Origin of the sequence: Sphingosinicella flava (assembly GCF_016025255.1) — a bacterium.
GTDB classification, from domain to species: Bacteria; Pseudomonadota; Alphaproteobacteria; order Sphingomonadales; family Sphingomonadaceae; genus Allosphingosinicella; species Allosphingosinicella flava.
On sequence record NZ_CP065592.1, the window covers coordinates 1644979 to 1663353 of the forward strand.

10 protein-coding genes are annotated in these 18375 nt (G+C 61.6%); 5 read left to right on the forward strand and 5 right to left on the reverse strand.

Annotation, left to right across the window (positions count from 1 at the left end):
* Positions 1-183: 183 nt before the first annotated feature.
* The 5 genes from IC614_RS08410 to IC614_RS08430 form a co-directional block, all read right to left on the reverse strand.
* Positions 184-1134 carry an HNH endonuclease gene (locus IC614_RS08410; protein WP_200970901.1) on the reverse strand — a complete coding sequence of 317 codons (951 nt, stop codon included), beginning with the start codon at positions 1132-1134 and terminating at the stop codon, positions 184-186.
* Positions 1131-3248, reverse strand: a complete 2118-nt coding sequence (locus IC614_RS08415) for a hypothetical protein (protein WP_200970902.1) — start codon at positions 3246-3248, stop codon at positions 1131-1133. Before IC614_RS08415 ends, IC614_RS08410 begins: the two co-directional genes overlap by 4 nt.
* Before the next feature lie 128 nt (positions 3249-3376).
* Entirely contained in the window at positions 3377-3742 is a 366-nt protein-coding gene (locus IC614_RS08420) for a hypothetical protein (protein ID WP_200970903.1), read from the reverse strand.
* A 335-nt stretch (positions 3743-4077) separates the two neighbouring features.
* Positions 4078-5346: an HNH endonuclease gene (locus IC614_RS08425; protein ID WP_200970904.1), complete on the reverse strand. Its 1269-nt coding sequence runs from the start codon at positions 5344-5346 to the stop codon at positions 4078-4080.
* A gap of 129 nt (positions 5347-5475) precedes the next feature.
* Positions 5476-5997 carry a TetR/AcrR family transcriptional regulator gene (locus IC614_RS08430; RefSeq protein ID WP_264175494.1) on the reverse strand — a complete coding sequence of 174 codons (522 nt, stop codon included), beginning with the start codon at positions 5995-5997 and terminating at the stop codon, positions 5476-5478.
* Between the two features lie 166 nt (positions 5998-6163).
* Here IC614_RS08430 and IC614_RS08435 point away from each other — a divergent pair, with 166 nt between their 5' ends.
* The 5 genes from IC614_RS08435 (at position 6164) to IC614_RS08455 (ending at position 18301) form a co-directional block, all read left to right on the forward strand.
* On the forward strand, positions 6164-9028 hold the full coding sequence (locus IC614_RS08435; RefSeq protein ID WP_200970906.1) for a DUF2339 domain-containing protein: 2865 nt from the start codon (positions 6164-6166) through the stop codon (positions 9026-9028).
* A gap of 46 nt (positions 9029-9074) precedes the next feature.
* Positions 9075-12470: an acyl-[ACP]--phospholipid O-acyltransferase gene (locus IC614_RS08440; protein WP_200970907.1), complete on the forward strand. Its 3396-nt coding sequence runs from the start codon at positions 9075-9077 to the stop codon at positions 12468-12470.
* Between the two features lie 512 nt (positions 12471-12982).
* Positions 12983-13315: a hypothetical protein gene (locus IC614_RS12440; protein ID WP_318962304.1), complete on the forward strand. Its 333-nt coding sequence runs from the start codon at positions 12983-12985 to the stop codon at positions 13313-13315.
* 301 nt (positions 13316-13616) lie between these two features.
* Complete coding sequence (locus IC614_RS08450) at positions 13617-15044, forward strand: Y-family DNA polymerase (RefSeq protein WP_226372610.1); 1428 nt, start codon at positions 13617-13619, stop codon at positions 15042-15044.
* Complete coding sequence (locus IC614_RS08455) at positions 15041-18301, forward strand: error-prone DNA polymerase (RefSeq protein ID WP_200970910.1); 3261 nt, start codon at positions 15041-15043, stop codon at positions 18299-18301. Before IC614_RS08450 ends, IC614_RS08455 begins: the two co-directional genes overlap by 4 nt.
* Positions 18302-18375: the final 74 nt, after the last annotated feature.

An 18375-nucleotide genomic window follows, 5' to 3' on the forward strand; every position in this document is an offset into this window, starting at 1 on the left:
TTCCACGTCCTCTGCTCGTTCTGCGACCAACAAGGTGTAGGATCCTCGGTCGTCGATCGCTACCCCGATCCGTTTGTGGTCGCCGACGATCATCCGCAATGCGATCGAGCAGCGCGACGAGCGCCTATTACCGCGCGCGCCAAGCGACGAGAGTGGTGCTAATCGCCACTGAAACGTAGTTGGTTACGCTTTGGGCCGCCGCCAGTGGGGTGAGGCCAAAGGCCGGTCATTCCAATCCTCGGGCAAGTCGAACAGTCGGTCGTCCGCGTCCGTGATTGGCGTTTCGGTGCGCCACGCAAACCCGTTGGTTGTATCGCCCCAGGCGAAATCGACCTGTTCCTGCGGCAGCGCCGCCACGAAGGCCTCGCGCTCTTCGGCCGGGCCGTAAAGACCGAACACCCGAAGCCGGCCATTCCACTCCACCGCCCAGCTGGCGAGCTCACTATCCGGCTTGCGGCGCATTTCATGACGGAAATAGCCGTCCGCCAGAATCGCGGTGCAGACCGGCTCCCAAGGGCGCGTCGCCGCGGTGAAAGCCATGAGCCGCGGGTTTCCCCAATCTTCCCTAGTCAGATGTCCAAGCGTTAGAAACTCGCCCGGTTGCAGCCATCCGCCATGGCCGCGCTCGATGTCGAACGAGCGAAAATGGGTGAAGCCCTGGACATGATAATAAGCGAGACGCGCGACCCGCTGATCCTCGAGCGTCGGCATTGCGACACAGCTATAGGTCAGCGACACGCCGCCCCCGATCGGAATGCTCGTGTCGATCTTGTTGTAGCTTTGCGCAGCAAGTCGGCGCGTCGCCGGACTGATGGCACCCTTTGATTTCCTGGCGACGGTGCGTCGCAGCCGCTCATCGTCACGCACATAGTTGCCGCGCGTGTCGGGTAGCATGGTGATGATCGAGATATCATCCTCGAGCACGGCCTTGCGGTCATTGCACGGCCGGCAGGTTTTGACTTGGAGAAAGAAACCCGTGGCGAGGGTGCCCTCCGGCACGAATCGGCGCCCAACGACATGATCCTGCGTCGTGGTCCGGCGCTCGAGCGACTCGCCACAGTAGGCGCATTTGCGATTGGGAAGGCTTACCGGCTTGCCCGGATCGAACGCCTCTCTAAGGTCCACGTCGCTCATGAAGGTGCGGTCCCGTCTGCTTGGGAAAGAGCAGCATCCGCGTCCATCGACGAGAGCGCCGGCATATCGATGCCCGGCAGCACGATCGGCGCCAGTGGCCTGTCGGATACCACGCACCGGACATTCTCTTCCTCCGGCCAGCAATAGATGCCGAGGCTCCAGAACAGGCGCTCGACATGGCGGCTGAGCGCGGTCACCACCGCGAGATCAATGGCGCCATCCTCACTGTAGCAAGCTGCCAGGTCGCGCCCGAACAGCGCGAGCCAATGGTCGAGTCCGGACGGTGCGAGCCGTTCAGCCAGATCGTCGCCGGCAAAAGACTGGTCTGGCGCAAGACCGTCACGATGGCCAAGCCAGTCGGCGGCGTGTACGAGCACCGCCGAAACACATTCGAGCGCGATCTGCGAGGCCTCGCTGACATCGCTACCGTCGGTCATGCGTGCTCGGGCGTCGGCGACTTCGCTACGCGCATAAGCGAGGCTGTCGAGGACCAGTTGGGCATAGCTTTCGCCCTGGCCGGGGTCGGCAAAGGCCGCCTGTCTCGCACTCCAATAGCCATTGGGAGCGTGCGCGACGGCAAGGTGCAGCTCGCGCCCCATGGCATCGGGGGTGAATGCCGGGACATCGGAATAGCGCGTGCCATGCGCAATCCCGGCAAGCATCTTGATCAGCAGATGCAGGCTCGATGCGCGCAGGCTGGCATCTTCGGACGTCCAGGCGTCAGCAATGCCGGCGGCAAGCACGAGGTGTGATTTGCGCTGACCGTCCCGCATCACGGTCACCGGCTTGGCAACGCCGATTCCGTAGCCGAGTGCACCGCTGGTGACGGGCGATAGATCGGGGTCGCCGCGGTCGAGCCTCTCGAGTGCGTCATGATAATCGGCCGCGATCGTGACACCATCGAGTTCGTGAAGCGGAATATCGCGGGCCAGCGCGCCGACGACAGTCTGGAGGATGGCCCCATATTCCTTCGCCAGCACATCATCTCCGAAATCGTGCAGGGTGACGCGGTAGCAAAATGTCTCCTGCGCGAACATCCGCGGTTGCGCGAGGGGGAGATCACCGGACCCCAGCCCGAGCCGCGCGGTCTCCGCCTCGCTGACGGCTTCGGCAATGGAATCCGCCAGCGCCTTCGCTGGGCCGCTGCCGATCTTCGCGCTCAACCCCTCAGTATTGAAGGCACGCGCGGCGATGAAGAAGCCCTGACAGCTTGCGGCCGCCTGCATATTATATGTCGTCAGATCGACGGGCGTCGCGGCATCGCGCCGACCGACCAGGATGCGGTCATGGGCGACCGGCAACAGGGTCAGCTCGGCATCCGCAGCCGTCGTGAACAGGAGCGGTGCAAACGATTCGCCGACCTCGCGCGCCAGCGCCACCGCGTCGGGCAGGATCAGGTCGGTGCCGGCTTCGATCGTCCACTGGAACCCAGTGAGTGCATTGACCCAGCCATGATCGTCGAGCGGTTTGGCGACGATCGCATTATGGCTGTCGCGCACCCGGCTGGCGAGCCCTTTGAACAGGGTCGGGAACATAGGCGTCAGCGTCGCCACCGCCTGTGCCGCAAGTTCGTCGCCGCGCTCACGCATGAAAAATGCGAGCAGACGCTCGCTGAGCGCTGCCGGAAATCCCGCCGGGACCAGATCCTGCGCGGTACTGCGAATGGCATCCATGACCGCCGATGCCAGCATCGGGCTGTCGATCCCCATCATCGCGCCGAGTCGTGACGGATCGGTGAACAGCGACTCGATTTCGCCGGTGATGCCGTCGATCCCCTTTTCGATCGTCTGCCGCAGATGTGCAGTGCGCATGACTAAATGGACGGTGATCCGCGCGGCGAGGTTGGCGTCGATCGCCGCGCCCGGCGGGGTCGTGCGCAGGATTGCGACATCCTTGCCCAGATCCTGCTCGAATGCGGTGATCGCGTCGTCGAGGGTCAGTTCGCCCGGCGCGCCCTTTCGCGAATAGAACCAGTCCTCGGTGCCCACATCCTTGATGCCGACCAGGCGCGCTGGCCCGCCGGCCCGGTGCAGCCAAGTGCGTTCGCCATCCTCGGTAGCAAGAAAGCCGCGCTGCAGCAGCCGCGGCACATAATGTTGTCGTTTACCCGCCACTGCGCGCTTACTCCATTTTTCTCCCGATTAACGTAGGACCCATCTTCTGGTCGATAATCCGCCAGTCCCAGGGTGCTGAGGCAAGACTCACTCCCCTGCGTTCTGATCACTAAGCGTCCTTGCTCTGCTCAATCGTAGTGCGGGCCGTCTACGTGAGTATTGCTGAAGTCTACGCCGCGCCGTGTTGCTACGAGGTCGAAGCGCTTGAAAAACGCTAGGGCCTCACCGGGCGTTATGCGGATCTCAACGGCACGCACAGCTGCCGGAGCAGACGCAAGCTCAGCGGAACGGAGGAGATATGCTACGAGCGACACATCTGTTACAGGAGTGCCCCGGTTCTCCCCGGAAGCGATCCTGAGCCCTACGACGTACTCGTCTTGTTCAGCTTTGCCTAGCGTTACAAGATAATCGGTAAGTGCGACATTGTCTGAGATATCTGCAGCAACAGTCCCTTTGAAATCATTGTACTGCACGCCCGCATTAAAGGTACCCATTACACCCCCTTAAACGTCCCTATTTTGTTGCTAGGCATACAAAATAGATTCTCTTCTTGTCTATTAATTGTACTCAGCGTTGAGCCCTTGACCTGCTGCTCGTTCATCAGAGAATGGAGGATGGGTTGCAAACTCCCGGCACGCCGATCGAGAGGCTACTTTTGAGCCGCTCCGACCTAACTTCTGGGGACGACAAACTCCTGCTCCCGATTAAAGTCGGTCATCTACTCGAACTGGCGGGCACATGGTAGAGAACATAGTTTCGCGTGGCATAGTTGCCCATCGGGTTGGCCGTGATCGGATGGCTTCGGAGCATTCGCGGACGAAACCCTTACTCAACAGGCAGGAAGCGACGACGGATCAATGCAATGTGCCTCAAGCGCGCTGAGATCGGCTTGAGGCACAGATTTCGTGATGTGCGCCACATAGTCGGCAATCCCAATCGGTCCCACCGCTCGGGCGGCAGATGGAACGACAATCCATGCCTGGCCCGCATTAATGTCGGCCGGGACTTGAGAAATCAGATTTTGATCGTCGGTGACCTGTACTGCCATGGCTTGGCCCGAGGGCGTCACAATCGTCAGGCTCAAGATTCCATTCAGCACCTGGAGTTGTAGCACCCATCCGGCTGGCCAAGCGAGGAATTCGAGTCCGCTGCCACCGCTGAAATAGGCTGAACCCCTGACCTTATACTGCTTGCGCTTTTCCGGGCTCGCCTCCCGAAAAGCGCAGCGTAGCAGTTCACCATCGGCATGCTTCCCAAAGCCTGCGCCGAAAATCTGGCAGCCAATCGCCAGCCCGAGCTTGCAAAGCCAACGCTGCCCAACGTTCGTGAGGTCTATTTCGAGACGCGCATGGGTCGGTTGGTTAGCCTTTGCCCGCGCGAGCATGGCATCGATTACAGCGAGGTCTGCAGCTTGCACCGGATCCTCTCGGTTGATCTGCTCAAATGCAGTCCAGTTCGACGGCAGGCCAGGCGTGATAATGTACCGCTTGGCCCGTTTGAAATGCTTCTTGAAGGACCCAAGGGCTCCGAGGAGCCAGTACTCGTTGTTCGACGCTAGTGCCATATAGGCACGCCCAGCGGCCGCCTTTTTCGCCCGCGGGTCGCCACCAAGATATCTCTTCCAAAGGTCACTCGTTTCCTCCGGGCGAAAGTGCACGATCGTTGCGCCACAGGGTCCAGCCCACCAATCCGCGACATCGCCCGATGGGATTGCAGAGTCGGTGAGTTTGCCGAGATAGTCGAGCGGGAGGACGGTCTTCAGAGGCTCGGTTAGCGAGAGGTACATGCGGGCATCGTGACCGCGCTCCCGTGAACCGGCCCATCCACGAATGAATGCACCGTCGACATAGACTCCGGACATTGAGTTACAGCGAGCGCACACGTCGTCAGTGCGCCAAAGCCGAGGCAGATAATCGCCCCCAAGCGCATCTGGCCATATATGTTCGTCTGAAAATTCCGATCGCGGTAGGTCAAATCCGCAGTAAAAGCACGTTACTAGGGGCACAGGGATCTGCTCTTTTTGACTTCGATCGTTTCGCTCATGGCCGGCATCATTGGTGCTGGATACAGGAAGTGCAAGTCGGACAGCGCAATTCATGCAGCGCGCTAGTCATGTCACCAGAGGCCGGGGGTACTGACCGTGAACCGATCGGTTGCTCCCTCGTCGGGGGATGAACAGAGATCAGGTTTTAGACCGGACAGTCTCCTTGCGGTCAAACCACGGCGTTCAATGAGAGGCGGCAATCGCTTCCCGTGCTCGCGCCACAGCCAGCTTCATCGGCTCCTCGACACCCATCAGAGAAAAGGTACCGTTCAACGCGAAAGCACAATGGCCGTGGACGCTCGCAATGAGGGAACGAGCTAAGCGAGGTGCCATTTCCCTCTTCCCTTCCGGCAAAGCGGCGGCCACCTCCTGCTCGACCAATTCGGTGAGCTTGCCGCGGATCGCGCCAAAGTCGTCTGGCATCACTGCATCAGAAGGCAAATGATGATCGTATATCGCCATCCAGAGATTAGTGTTGTCCCTAGCAAAGCTGAAATAGCCTTCCACTAGGGCGCGGATGCGATCTTCTCCGGCGTTTTCGAGGCGCTGGCGAAGGTGTTCTGTCCAAAGTTCAAACGTGCGCGTGTTGATGGCCAAGATCAGACGGTCGTAGGTCCCGAACACGTTGTAAAGCGTACCTACGGAATAGCCGATCCGCTTTGCCACCTCTCGTGCGGAAAAGCGCGCGAAGCCGACTTCGGCCATATGCTTATGACCCTCCAGCACGATGAGCCTTTCTAGTTCGGCTCGGCTATGGTCCGATCTCCTACCCATATTCAGCAACTTAGGACAACAAATGAACAGTGTCTAATTATTTTATTGAACAGCGTTCATTTTGTGATACCAAGCGCATGGTACGTTGGAGGATCGCATGATCGATACGCTGGTGCTCATTGGGCTGATCGCAGCCGTCGTTGTCCTCTGGCAGCGCGTGAAGCTTCTTCAGCACCGTATCGATGTGCTTGAGGATCGTTATTGGAGCGTAGAGACGGCGCCGCACGAAGCTGCGCCCCCAATCGAGCTTAGCAAGATCTTTCCTCCATCCACCCCGATTGCTGAGATCGTGGAAGAACGGCCTGCGCCACCGCCGCTCCCCGCTGAGTCCGTCACGTTCCAGACGTCTGAAGAATGGGACAGCGCCCCTTACTTACACGAGCGGCCCAGCTTCAGCTTCGAGGAGATTTTCGGGCGGCGGCTGCCGATTTGGGCCGGGGGGATAACCCTCGCTGTCGCCGGCTTCCTGATCGTCCGCTATTCGATCGAGGCGGGCCTCCTCTCTCCGGTAATCCGCACCTTGTTTGGCCTATTGTTCGGCTCAAGTCTTCTCGCCGCCGCCGAATTGGCGCTGCGCAATGAGGAGAGAGTGCAGGACGAGCGTGTCCGCCAAGCGCTCGCCGGTGCAGGTATCGCGAGCCTGTATGGGAGCATATTGGCCGCCGCCAACCTCTACGACCTGATTGCACCGCTCACCGCTTTTATCGGCATGGCCGGGGTGACAGCACTGGCGATCGGATTGTCACTGCGCTTCGGCGCGCCCTGCGCCGTGCTCGGCCTTGTCGGAGGCCTTGCGGCGCCAGCCCTAGTTGGATCAGGCCCACCGAGCATTCCGCTGCTTGCCACTTATCTTGCGCTGGCGGTTGGCGGTCTTTCGATCCTCTCGAAAACGCAAAGATGGATGTGGCTTGGCGTCAGCGCGCTTGCCGGAGGCCTTGGCTGGGGGGCAATGCTGTTGATCGGCGGCGCTTTCGATGCAGCCGGTTCAATCTCGATCGCCCTCTACCTCGCGCTGATCGGCATTTTTCTGCCAGCCTTCGTTCTGCCACAAGGCAATGCGGGCGGCGTGAAGATGGCGGGAAGCCTGATTGCCGCAGCACAAGTGGCTGTACTCGTCGCGACCGGCGGGTTCACCCTACTCAACTGGGGCCTGTATGGACTGATCTCAGTCGCCATGCTCTGGCTGTCGCGCCGTGAAGCAAACCTGAAACGCCTCCCCGCCGCAGGGCTGCTCGTCGTTCTACTGTTGCTGACCGCATGGCCTGACCCGGCTAGCCTCGACTTTGCGATCGTCATGCTTTCGGCCATTGCGATCTACGGAATCCCTGCGCTGCTCAAGCTGTGGAGCGGAGAAGGATCGTCCCTTGAAGCCGGACAGATTGCGGCTCTCGCACTAGCAGGACCGTTGCTTGCCCTCATCCACTTTTATGATGGCGAGGGTGACGAGACTGTCTTCGCCCTGCTGTTCCTGGTTTCGGCTTTCGCCACCGCTGGCATTGCGAAACTCGGCTGGACCAATCAGGCGCGGCGAGACGATGCGCGGTTCGTCATTCTGGCATCAGCCACCGCCATCTGCACATCCGCAGCGTTCGCATTGCTCTTCCCTGATTGGGCATTGGCGCCCGCTTTTGCAGGCTTGGCGTTACTCCTTATCATCCTCAGCGCTCGGGCTGACGACCGCCGTGTGGAGATAAGCGGGTGGGGCTTGGCCGCTGCGGCCTTAGTGATGCTTCCCATCACCGATCAAGCGACAGCCGAATTTGGGCGATTGGTCGGCGACACCGAACCGATGGACAGACTCGCGGCTTTTGTCCGCTGGTCTCTAACGGCAGTGATTGCGGGCTTATCCCTTCGTTGGGCGCGCAAAACTTCGATGCGAACGGTCGTGCGCGCTGTCACCCCGCTGTTAGCTTACGGCGCAGCCGCCCAGTTTCTCTCACCCACTTACCTGCCGGTACTAGCCGCTGCGGCGCTGGTGGGGCTGGCGCGTCTCTATCCCAGAGAGCCGCTCCGGACGGCGCCGGAAAGCATTTCGCTGCTCGTGATCATCGGTCTTTGGGCTGTCCTCCCGCTTTCAGCCTGGACCCAGGCTGGAATGATGTCGGCCGGCGGCATCCCGCTGTTCGTGACAGATCTGCCGAACGTTCATGACGCTCTTTCCCTGCTCCTCGTGCCAGCAGCCGTGATGGCCGTAGCTCTGTGGCCCAACCGGCAAGAAAGGGGCGAGAAAGTCCTCCTGGGGGTTGCCGCCTGTGTTGCAGCCATCGGGCTCCACATTCTCTTCAAGCAGCTTTTTGCGATCAGCTCCTACGAGGCTTTTGCCGCACATGGTCTAGCCGAACGCACGCTTTGGGAGGCTGCGCTGCTTGGCGGCGGTCTGCTGTTCTGGAAGCGAGGTGCGGCCCCGTTCGGACTTGCCCTGTCCGTTGCTGGGCTAGCGCATTTCGGATGGTTCACCCTGATCCTGCACAATCCTCTGTGGGCCGACCAATCGGTGGGAGACCTGCCGATCCTCAACCTCCTGCTTCCGGCTTATGGTCTTCCGCTGCTCTGGTTGTGGCTGACCAAGGGCTGGATGCCGGAATGGCCGGACGCGGCCTGGCGCTCACGATCGGTCGTGCAGATGCTGCTCATAACCCTGCTTGGCTTTTCGCTCCTGCGGCAGGTGGCCGTGGGATCGATCTTGTCGGTGCCCGGCCTTTCCGCCGGTGAGGATATCGCCCGTTCCCTGCTGGCAGTGGGGCTAGCGATCGGGTTCCTCATCTGGGGCATCAGGCAATCGAAGAAGGAATGGCGTCTGGCGTCCTTGGCCCTGATGCTGGGCGCGGCTGGCAAGGTATTCCTGTTCGATGCCGCCGGTCTTGATGGATTGCTCCGCATCGCCTCGTTCGTTGCGCTTGGCCTCAACCTCATAGGGATCGGCTGGCTCTACAGTCGCTACCTTCCGGAAGAGCGACGCTAACGTGCTGGCAACCAATCACGCATAAAGCGGCAAGCAGGGGGAATATATGTCTGCGCCAAACCTGTCTCTTCTTGCGAGGCGCCGCTTCGCGCCATTGTTCGTTGTTCAGTTCCTGGGGGCCTTCAACGACAACCTGCTAAAGTTCGCGCTCCTCTTCCTCGCCAATTTCGGCCTCTACGCAGCCGAGCCCGACAAGGCGGAGATGCTGGCGACGGTCGCGACGGGCCTCTTCATCCTGCCCTATTTCCTCTTCTCTGCACTGGCCGGGCAGCTCGCCGACGCGTGGGACAAGGCGAAGCTCGTGCGGATCGTGAAGGCGGCGGAGATCATAATCATGACGATTGGGCTCGCTGGCTTCTGGACAGAGTCAATTCCGCTGCTCCTTACCTCCCTGTTCCTGATGGGCCTGCATTCCACCCTGTTCGGTCCGGTCAAATATTCGATCCTGCCGCAGCATCTTCACGAGAACGAGATCATGGGCGGCACTGGCCTGATCGAGGCCGGGACATTCCTCGCCATCCTCGGCGGACAGTTGCTTGGCGGTGTAATTCCGCCGTGGGAAGCGGGGCTCGTCGCCACGGGCTTGGCAGTGCTCGGCTTCCTTGCGAGCCTTGCTGTCCCTTCCGCCCCACCGACGGCACCGGGCCTCCGGATCGAAGCCAATGTGTTCCGAGGCACATGGCATATTCTGAAGGCCGCGCATCATGGCCGCGGCGTCTGGCTGTCTGTCCTTGGGATCAGCTGGTTCTTCTCGGTCGGCGCGGTGCTGCTGTCCGAATTCGCGCCCCTGGTGAACGGTGTACTGGGTGCGCAGCAGGAAGTCGCCACCCTGTTCCTGCTCATCTTCTCGGTCAGCGTCGCGATCGGATCGGTGCTGGTGAACAAGCTGCTCGCCGGCGAGGTGTCCGCCCGTTATGTTCCCGTTTCGGCGCTCGCCATGTCGGTCTTCATGATCGACCTTTGGCTGGCAACCCGTGGATATTCCGCGCCCGCTGCCGCCGCGACGATCACGCAGTTCCTTGAAAGTGCCGGGAGTTGGCACATCCTGATCGACCTTGCCGGCATCGCTCTGGCAGGCGGCATGTTCATCGTGCCGCTCTACGCCATCCTGCAAACTCATAGTCCGCCTGAAGAGCGCTCCCGCACGATCGCAGCCAACAATATCGTGAACGCGGCAGTGACGGTCCTCATGGTCGCTATTCTGACGCTGCTGCTGAGCAGGGGCGTTACCGTTCCCGCTGTCATTGGGACACTCGGCTTCGCTACCTTGGTCGTGGCGCTGATCTCATGCTGGCTCTTACCGGAGACCGTCATCAAGTCCGTCACCAAGGGGCTTTTGAGGCTCTTCTACCGCGTCGAAGTCTCGGGCGCGGAAAATATGCCGAAGCCGGGCGAACGCGCCGTGGTGGTCGTGAACCACGTTTCCTTTCTCGATGGCTTGTTGCTTGCGGCATTCCTGCCGGGCAAGCCGACCTTCGCCGTGCATACCCGCATCGCCAAGGCTTGGTGGGTGAGGCCGTTCCTCCAGCTGTTCGACGCCTTTCCGGTCGATCCCACCAACCCGCTGTCGGCTAAAGCGATGGTCCGCGCGGTCCGCGAAGGCCGCACGCTCGTGATCTTTCCGGAAGGGCGCATTACCGTCACCGGTGCACTGATGAAGGTGTTCGATGGTCCTGGGATGGTCGCCGATAAGGCTGATGCGCAGATCGTGCCCGTGCGGATCGATGGTGCGCAATTCTCTCCTTTCTCGCGCCTGCGCGGCAAGGTACGGCTCAGGACCTTCCCGAAGATCCGGCTCACCGTCCTTCCGCCTCGTCGCTTCGTGATTGAGGGCGAGATGAGCGCGCGCCAGCGCCGCGCCATAGCCGGCCGCCGCCTCTACGATGAAATGAGCGATATGATCTTCGCGACGTCGGAGACGGATCGGACCTTGTTCGAGGCGCTGCTGGACGCACGGCACATTCATGGCGGCAAGGCGGTGGTCGTCGAGGACATCAAGCGCGAGCCAATGACCTATAGCCGCCTTGTTGTCGGCAGCCTTGCGCTAGGTCGTCCGCTCAGCCGCGACACAGGGAAGGGCGAAGCCGTTGGCGTGCTGCTCCCCAATGTGGCGGGCGTCGTGGTGACCTTCTTCGCGCTGCAACTGATCGGGCGCGTTCCGGCGATGCTGAACTACACAGCGGGCCTCACCAATCTCAAAGCGGCCTGCATGGCTGCGGAGATCAGGACCATCATCACAGCCCGCGCCTTTGTCGATCAGGCGAAGCTCCACGACGTCGTGACGACCCTGGAAGCAGCGGGGATCACCGTCCGCTATCTTGAGGACATTGGCGCCGCCATCTCGCCCCTTGCAAAGCTCCGGGCGCTGATTGGCGCTCGATTTGCGCGGCGCATCCACGCATTTCACGGCATATCAGCCGAAGCCCCAGCCGTAATCCTGTTCACTAGCGGGTCGGAAGGCCTTCCTAAGGGAGTAGTGCTGACCCACCGCAACCTCCTCTCCAATTGCCAGCAATTGGCTGCGCGGATCGACTTCAATGCGTCGGATGTGGTCCTTAACGCCTTGCCCGTCTTCCACAGCTTCGGACTTACGGGCGGCACCCTGCTGCCGCTGCTGAATGGGGTGAGAACCTTGCTCTACCCCAGCCCGCTCCATTACCGGATCGTCCCGGCGCTCGCCTATGACGCCAATGCCACTATCCTGTTTGGAACCGATACCTTCCTGTCCGGCTATGCGCGCATGGCGCACGGGTACGACTTCTATTCGCTCCGCTATATTTTCGCCGGAGCCGAGCGGGTGCGGGACGAAACCCGGAAGATCTATGCCGATAAGTTCGGGCTCCGAATCCTCGAAGGATACGGAGCAACCGAGGCCGGGCCGGTTATCGCGGTGAACACCCCGATGCATTTCCGCGCCGGATCTGTGGGCCGACTGCTCCCCGGCATTGAGGCAAAGCTGGAGGAGGTACCCGGCATTCCTGAAGGGGGACGGATGTCGATCCGCGGACCCAATATCATGGCGGGTTATCTGAAGGCCGATGCGCCGGGCCAGTTGCAGCCGCCCGCCCTTGGCTGGCACGATACCGGCGACATCGTCACCATTGATAACGAAGGCTTCGTCACGATACGAGGCCGGGCCAAGAGGTTCGCGAAGATCGGAGGCGAGATGGTCTCCCTCCCAGCGGTCGAAGGCTATGCCGCTGCCCTCTGGCCCGATGCCGAGCATGCCGTGGTAACCCGACCCGATCTTCGTAAGGGAGAACAGCTGGTCCTGTTCACCACCCGCCAGGACGCCTTGGCACAGACCCTACAAGCATGGGGCCGGGCGAACGGCGTCACCGAGCTGATGCTTCCGCGCGACATAAGGGTTCTGGAGAGCCTGCCTGTGTTGGGCACGGGAAAGTTGGATTACGTGAGCATGGGACGGTTAGCCTTGCTATAGGATACGGTGAGCTACTTGACTCTCACCTCCTTCACTGGGAACATATAGAGAACATTCGAGTCTCTATTATGTCTCCAATTCCGTCAGAGCGCTTGGCTACGCTTCATTCTCTCCTAGAGGAAATTCGCGCAATTGAGGAGCAATCGCAAATCACGGGAAAGCTTGGCCTTCCATTTGAAGTGGCCGCGATGGACAACCGCCTTGCAGTGGGAGGACTCTTGGATGGAGCGCTTCATGAAATCTCGGGAAGCGCTCCAAGATTGAGCGACGATGCCGCTGCTGTTTTGTTTGTGGCGGGCATTGCGGCTCGGATTACGCCTCTGGAGGGTCAAGTGCTTTGGGCAGTGCGTTGGCCCGATCTGTTCGCGCCTGGCCTCGCACAGGCTGGACTGCCCCCGCAGCGGCTCATCTATGCAGAATGCCGCCGGGACGAAGATGTGCTTGCCACCATGGAGGAAGGACTGCGGTATGGTGGGCTTGCAGCTGTGGTCGGGGAAGTCAGCGCAGTTTCCATGACGGCTACGCGGCGCCTGCAACTCGCGGCTGAGGAAAGCGGCACGATGGCCTTGCTGCTGCGAAAGTGGCGGAAGAGCGGCGTCGATCCGCTCGGGCAACCTTCAGCGGCAGTGACGCGCTGGAAGATTGGCTGCGTGCCGTCAGCGCCCTTGCCTGTGCAGGGCGTTGGCCGACCGCGCTGGAGCGTCGAGCTTGTCCGCCAGCGCGGCGGCGAGCCCCATCAATGGATCATGGAGGGATGTGATGCGCAGGGTCGCCTCGCTCTACCTGCCGAACCTTCCCACCGATCGGCTGCGGCGGATCGGGGCGCGGGTCGGCAGGCGGCATGATGCCGTTCCTTCCGGCTTAGCCCCCCGGTTCGATCCGGCAGCTCCTCCGGAGATCGGCACGCGCATAGAAAATTGCTCCTGCCCGCGTGGTGGCGGCTGGCGCCCAGGCGCGCGTTGGGCACGGCGCGAAGAGGTGGCGGTGCAGATCGATGCCTTACCGACACATCAGCGTCCGCCGATCCGCGAGCTTGGACGTCGTAGCGAAGCTGCGGAAGTGCCGTTCCGCCGTGGACCTTCCGTCCAAAAGATAGAGCGATCCATAGCCGCTTCATTGCCGCCATCCGGTGGAGAGCTACCGCTCGTGACAATCGAGCGAAGCGGCCAACGGATGGTTCTCACTGCCGTCTGCCCACAAGCTCGCGCCCTCGGCCTGCACGTCGGAATGGCGCTGACCCAGGCGCAGGCACTGGTCGCTGGGCTGCAAACCCAGCCAGCAGACCCTGAAGCCGATGCCGCCTTTCTCGCGCGGCTTGGCGTCTTCGCGGCACAACGTTGGACGCCGCGCGCGGCCATTTCCGATCCATCGGGGCTTTGGCTGGACCTTACCGGCGTTTCGCACCTTTTCGGCAGCGAGCTGCGGATGTGCGAGCGTATCCTCCGTTTCTGCAAGCGCCTCGGTTTTACCGCCCGCATTGCCGTAGCCGGGACCACTGGCGCCGCGCATGCGCTCGCCCGCTACAGCGGCAAGCCGATCGCGCTTTGCGCCTCAGGGCAGGAGGCGCAGGCGATAGCCGCCTTGCCCATCGCGGCGCTGCGCATCGATGAACGAGCGCTCGCCACCGCACGGCGTATGGGGATCGAGACGATCGGCGAACTCGTCGCCATGCCGCGTGGGCCACTCGCCCGGCGTTTCGGCCAATCCCTGCTGACCCGGCTTGATCAGGCACTCGGGCGGGCGAGCGAGCCAATCGACCCGATCCTTCCTGAAGAGCCTCCGGAAGCCCTGCTCCGCCTGCTGGAGCCGATTTCCACGCCGGAAGTCATTGATCAGGTATTACGCGATCTCCTTGCCATGCTCGTGGCGAGCCTGGAGGAGAAAGGCCTCGCCGCCCGGACCTTGGCCCTCTTGTGCACCCGCGTCGATGGCGGGGAGCAAAGGATCGCCATCGGCACCGCACGGCCATCCCGCGACGCCGCTCATCTCCATCGCCTTCTCGCCATGAAGATCGAACAGATTGAGCCGGGCTTTGGCATCGAGGCGATGCGGCTTGTCGCCGAGCGTTGCGAGCAGCTGGAGCCGCAGCCGGTAGCGCATGACCTCAGTGGCGGCGAGGCTTCTCCCGATCTCAGCCATTTGATCGACCGTCTTACCACGCGGTTAGGTTCTCGGGCGCTGTTCCGGTCGAGCTTTGTCGAAAGCGACGTGCCGGAACGCAGCGTGCGGAGGATCGCCCCGCTGGAAGAAGGCCGGGATTGGCCGCGCAACTGGCCCCGCCCCGTGCGCCTGCTCTCGCCACCGGAGCGGATCGACAAGGTGTTGGCCGAGCTTCCCGACCAGCCGCCCGTCCGTTTCTCCTGGCGCGGCAGGATGCACGTCGTGCGCAAGGCCGATGGTCCGGAGCGCATCCATGGCGAATGGTGGAAGCGCCGTGGCGAGGCCGAGGCCGTTCGGGATTATTTTCAGATCGAGGACGAAGACGGCGCACGCTTTTGGCTGTTCCGCCGGGGCGATGGTGTTGATCCGCGTACCGGCGACCATAGCTGGTGGCTACACGGGGCATTCGGATGACCTATGTCGAGCTTCAGGCGACCACGCATTTCAGCTTCCTGCGCGGCGTATCGAGCCCGGAGGAGCTGTTCTCGGCCGCCGCGCTTCTCGGCTATCGGGCATTGGGTGTCACCGATCGCAACAGCGTCGGCGGGCTGGTTCGCGCCCTTGTTGCGGCGGATAAGACCGTCGTTCGCCTCGTCGCTGGTTGCCGCCTCGATCTGGTGGACGGCCCTTCGCTGCTGGTTTGGCCCGAAGACCGCGCCGCTTGGTCCAGGCTGACGCGCCTCCTGACGACGGGCAAAAAGCGCGCCGATCCGAAAGAGGGTGAGAAAGGACAATGCTTCCTCCATTGGGAGGATGTCGCCGCCTGGTCGGACGGCCTGATCGCCGCACTGCTGCCGGACGAGGCTGACGGTTCGACCGAAGCGGCCCTTGCCATCATGACCGATATCTTCGGCGACCGCGCCCATTGTGCCCTGACGTATCGTAGGCGACCAAAAGACAAGCTGCGGCTTCACGAACTGCATGAGATGGCTCGCACCTTTGGCGTCCGTAGCCTCGCAACCGGCGACGTGCTCTATGACTCCCCCGACAAGCGCCTGCTCCAGGACGTGGTGACGGCGATCCGCAACAAATGCACGACCGACGATCTCGGCTTCCGGCGTGAGCGCTTCGCGGACCGGCATTTGAAGAGCGTGGCGGAAATGGAGCGGCGCTTCGCCGACTATCCGGACGCTATCCAGGCCAGCGCCGATATTGCCGAACGCTGCACCTTCTCGCTGCGGGAACTGAGCTACCAATATCCCGACGAGATCGTCATGTCCGCCCGCACCCCGCAGGAGGCGCTGGAGCGGCTGACGTGGAAAGCCATGCACGCGAAGTTTCCGGACGGTGTTCCGGATGAATATGACAAGCTCCTGGCGCACGAACTGCGGCTCGTCGGCAAGATGGAATATGCCCCATACTTCCTTACTGTAAATTCCATTGTCGCCTATGCGCGGAGCCAGGGCATATTATGCCAAGGACGCGGATCGGCGGCGAATTCGATGATCTGCTATATCCTTGGCATCACCTCGATCGATCCGGTGAAGCACCAATTGCTGTTTGAGCGCTTCATCTCCGATGCCCGCAAGGAGCCGCCGGATATCGATGTCGATTTCGAGCATGACCGCCGCGAGCAGGTCATCCAGTGGATTTACGAAACCTATGGCCATGAGCATGCCGCGCTGACCGCAGTCGTCAGCCGCTACCGTGCGCGCGGCGCGGTGCGCGAGGTTGGCAAGGCGCTGGGCCTGCCGGAAGATATGACGGGCGCACTTGCCGGACAGATTTGGGGCTGGTCGAATGAGGGCGTTGGTCAGACGCATGTGGAGCAGCTCAATCTCGATGCTTCCAATCCGCGTCTCGCCCTCACTCTTGAGCTCGCCCGCCAGCTGATTGGTACACCGCGGCATCTCAGCCAACATCCGGGCGGGTTCGTCCTGGTCCGCGACCGGCTTGACGATCTCGTCCCCATTGAACCGGCCGCCATGGCGGATCGCCGGGTCATCGAGTGGGAAAAGGAGGACATTGAGGAACTAGGCTTCATGAAGGTTGACGTGCTTGGGGTCGGCATGCTCGGCTGCATGCGCCGGTCCTTCGATCTTCTGGAAGAATATAAGGGTCTGAAGGTCGGCCTTCAGGACTTGCAGGATGATGATCCTAAGGTTTTCGAGATGATCCAGCGCGCGGATACGCTGGGCGTATTCCAGATCGAGAGCCGCGCGCAGATGAGCATGCTTCCGCGCATGAAGCCCGAGAAATTTTATGATCTCGTCATCGAGGTCGCGATCGTTCGGCCCGGACCGATTCAGGGCGACATGGTCCATCCTTACCTTCGTCGCCGTGAGGGCAAGGAGAAGCCGGAATATCCCAAGCCCGAGCTAGAGGCCGTGCTCAAGAAGACGCTGGGCGTGCCGCTGTTTCAGGAACAGGCGATGAAGGTGGCGATTGTCGGCGCGGGCTTCACCCCGGCTGAAGCCGACGGCCTGCGCCGCTCCATGGCAACCTTCAAGTTCACCGGCGGCGTTGGCGAGTATCGCGACAAATTGATCGGGGGCATGATCGCCAACGGCTATACGGAAGACTTCGCCACGCGCACCTTCAAGCAGATCGAGGGGTTTGGCAGCTACGGCTTCCCGGAAAGCCACGCCGCGAGCTTCGCCAAGGTCGCCTACGCTTCAAGCTGGATGAAGTGCCACCATCCGGACGTCTTCTGCGCCGCCTTGCTTAACTCCCAGCCTATGGGCTTCTACGCGCCAGCCCAGATTGTACGGGATGCGCAGGAGCATGGTGTCGAGGTTCGCCCCGTCTGCGTCAACGCCAGTCGCTGGGACTGTACGTTGGAAGAACAGGCAGGTGAGTATCTGACCCTTCGCTTGGGACTGCGGATGGTGCGCGGTCTCGCCAACGATCATGCCGCCCGGATCATCGGCGCACGGGGAAACCTGCCCTTTGGCTCGATCGAGGACGTGTGGCGCCGCTCCGGCGTGCCCATCACGGCTTTGGAGCGCATTGCCGAAGCGGATGGCTTTGCATGCCTCGGCGTCGATCGGCGTCAGGCGCTGTGGCAGGTGAAGGGACTTGGCGAAGCTCCCCTGCCGCTGTTCGCAGCCGCAGATCAAAGGGAGGCGGAGATCATCGAGCCTGCCGTCAAGCTGACACCAATGACCGAAGGGCGGGAAGTGGTGGAGGACTATCGCGCCGTGCAGCTCTCGCTTCGGGCGCATCCGGTGCAGTTCCTGCGTCCGGAGCTAGACTGCCGGGGTCTCACGCCGTGTAGCGCTCTAGATCACGTGAAAGATGGGCGGAAGGTCACGATCTCTGGGATTATTCTCATCCGTCAGAAGCCGGGCAGCGCCAAGGGCGTGCTGTTCCTCACTATCGAGGATGAGACCGGCATCGCCAATATTATCATCTGGCCGCATAAGTTCGAAACACACCGCCGCATCGTCCTTTCTTCTTCGATGATCGCCATCAAGGGAACGGTGCAGCGCGAAGGGGGCGTTATCCACGTTATTGCGGACACGATCGAGGATTATACCCCGCTCCTCCGTTCAGTGGGGGAAATGCCGCTGGTCTATCGGCCCGGTCGAGGAGATGGCGCCACCCACCCCGGGTCTCCGGACAGGGGAGAGCGCGGTTGGCCAAAAGCGAATGATCAATTTCACAAGCCATTCCGCACTGGCGCTGACCCAGAAACTGTCCTCCGCCAGAGAACACGGGACTTCCATTGAGCGGACTGTGCCATGAATGTGAGACGATGATAGCTAGGAATGCCTAAAGGCACGCCTCCCCTCAGTTCTCTCCT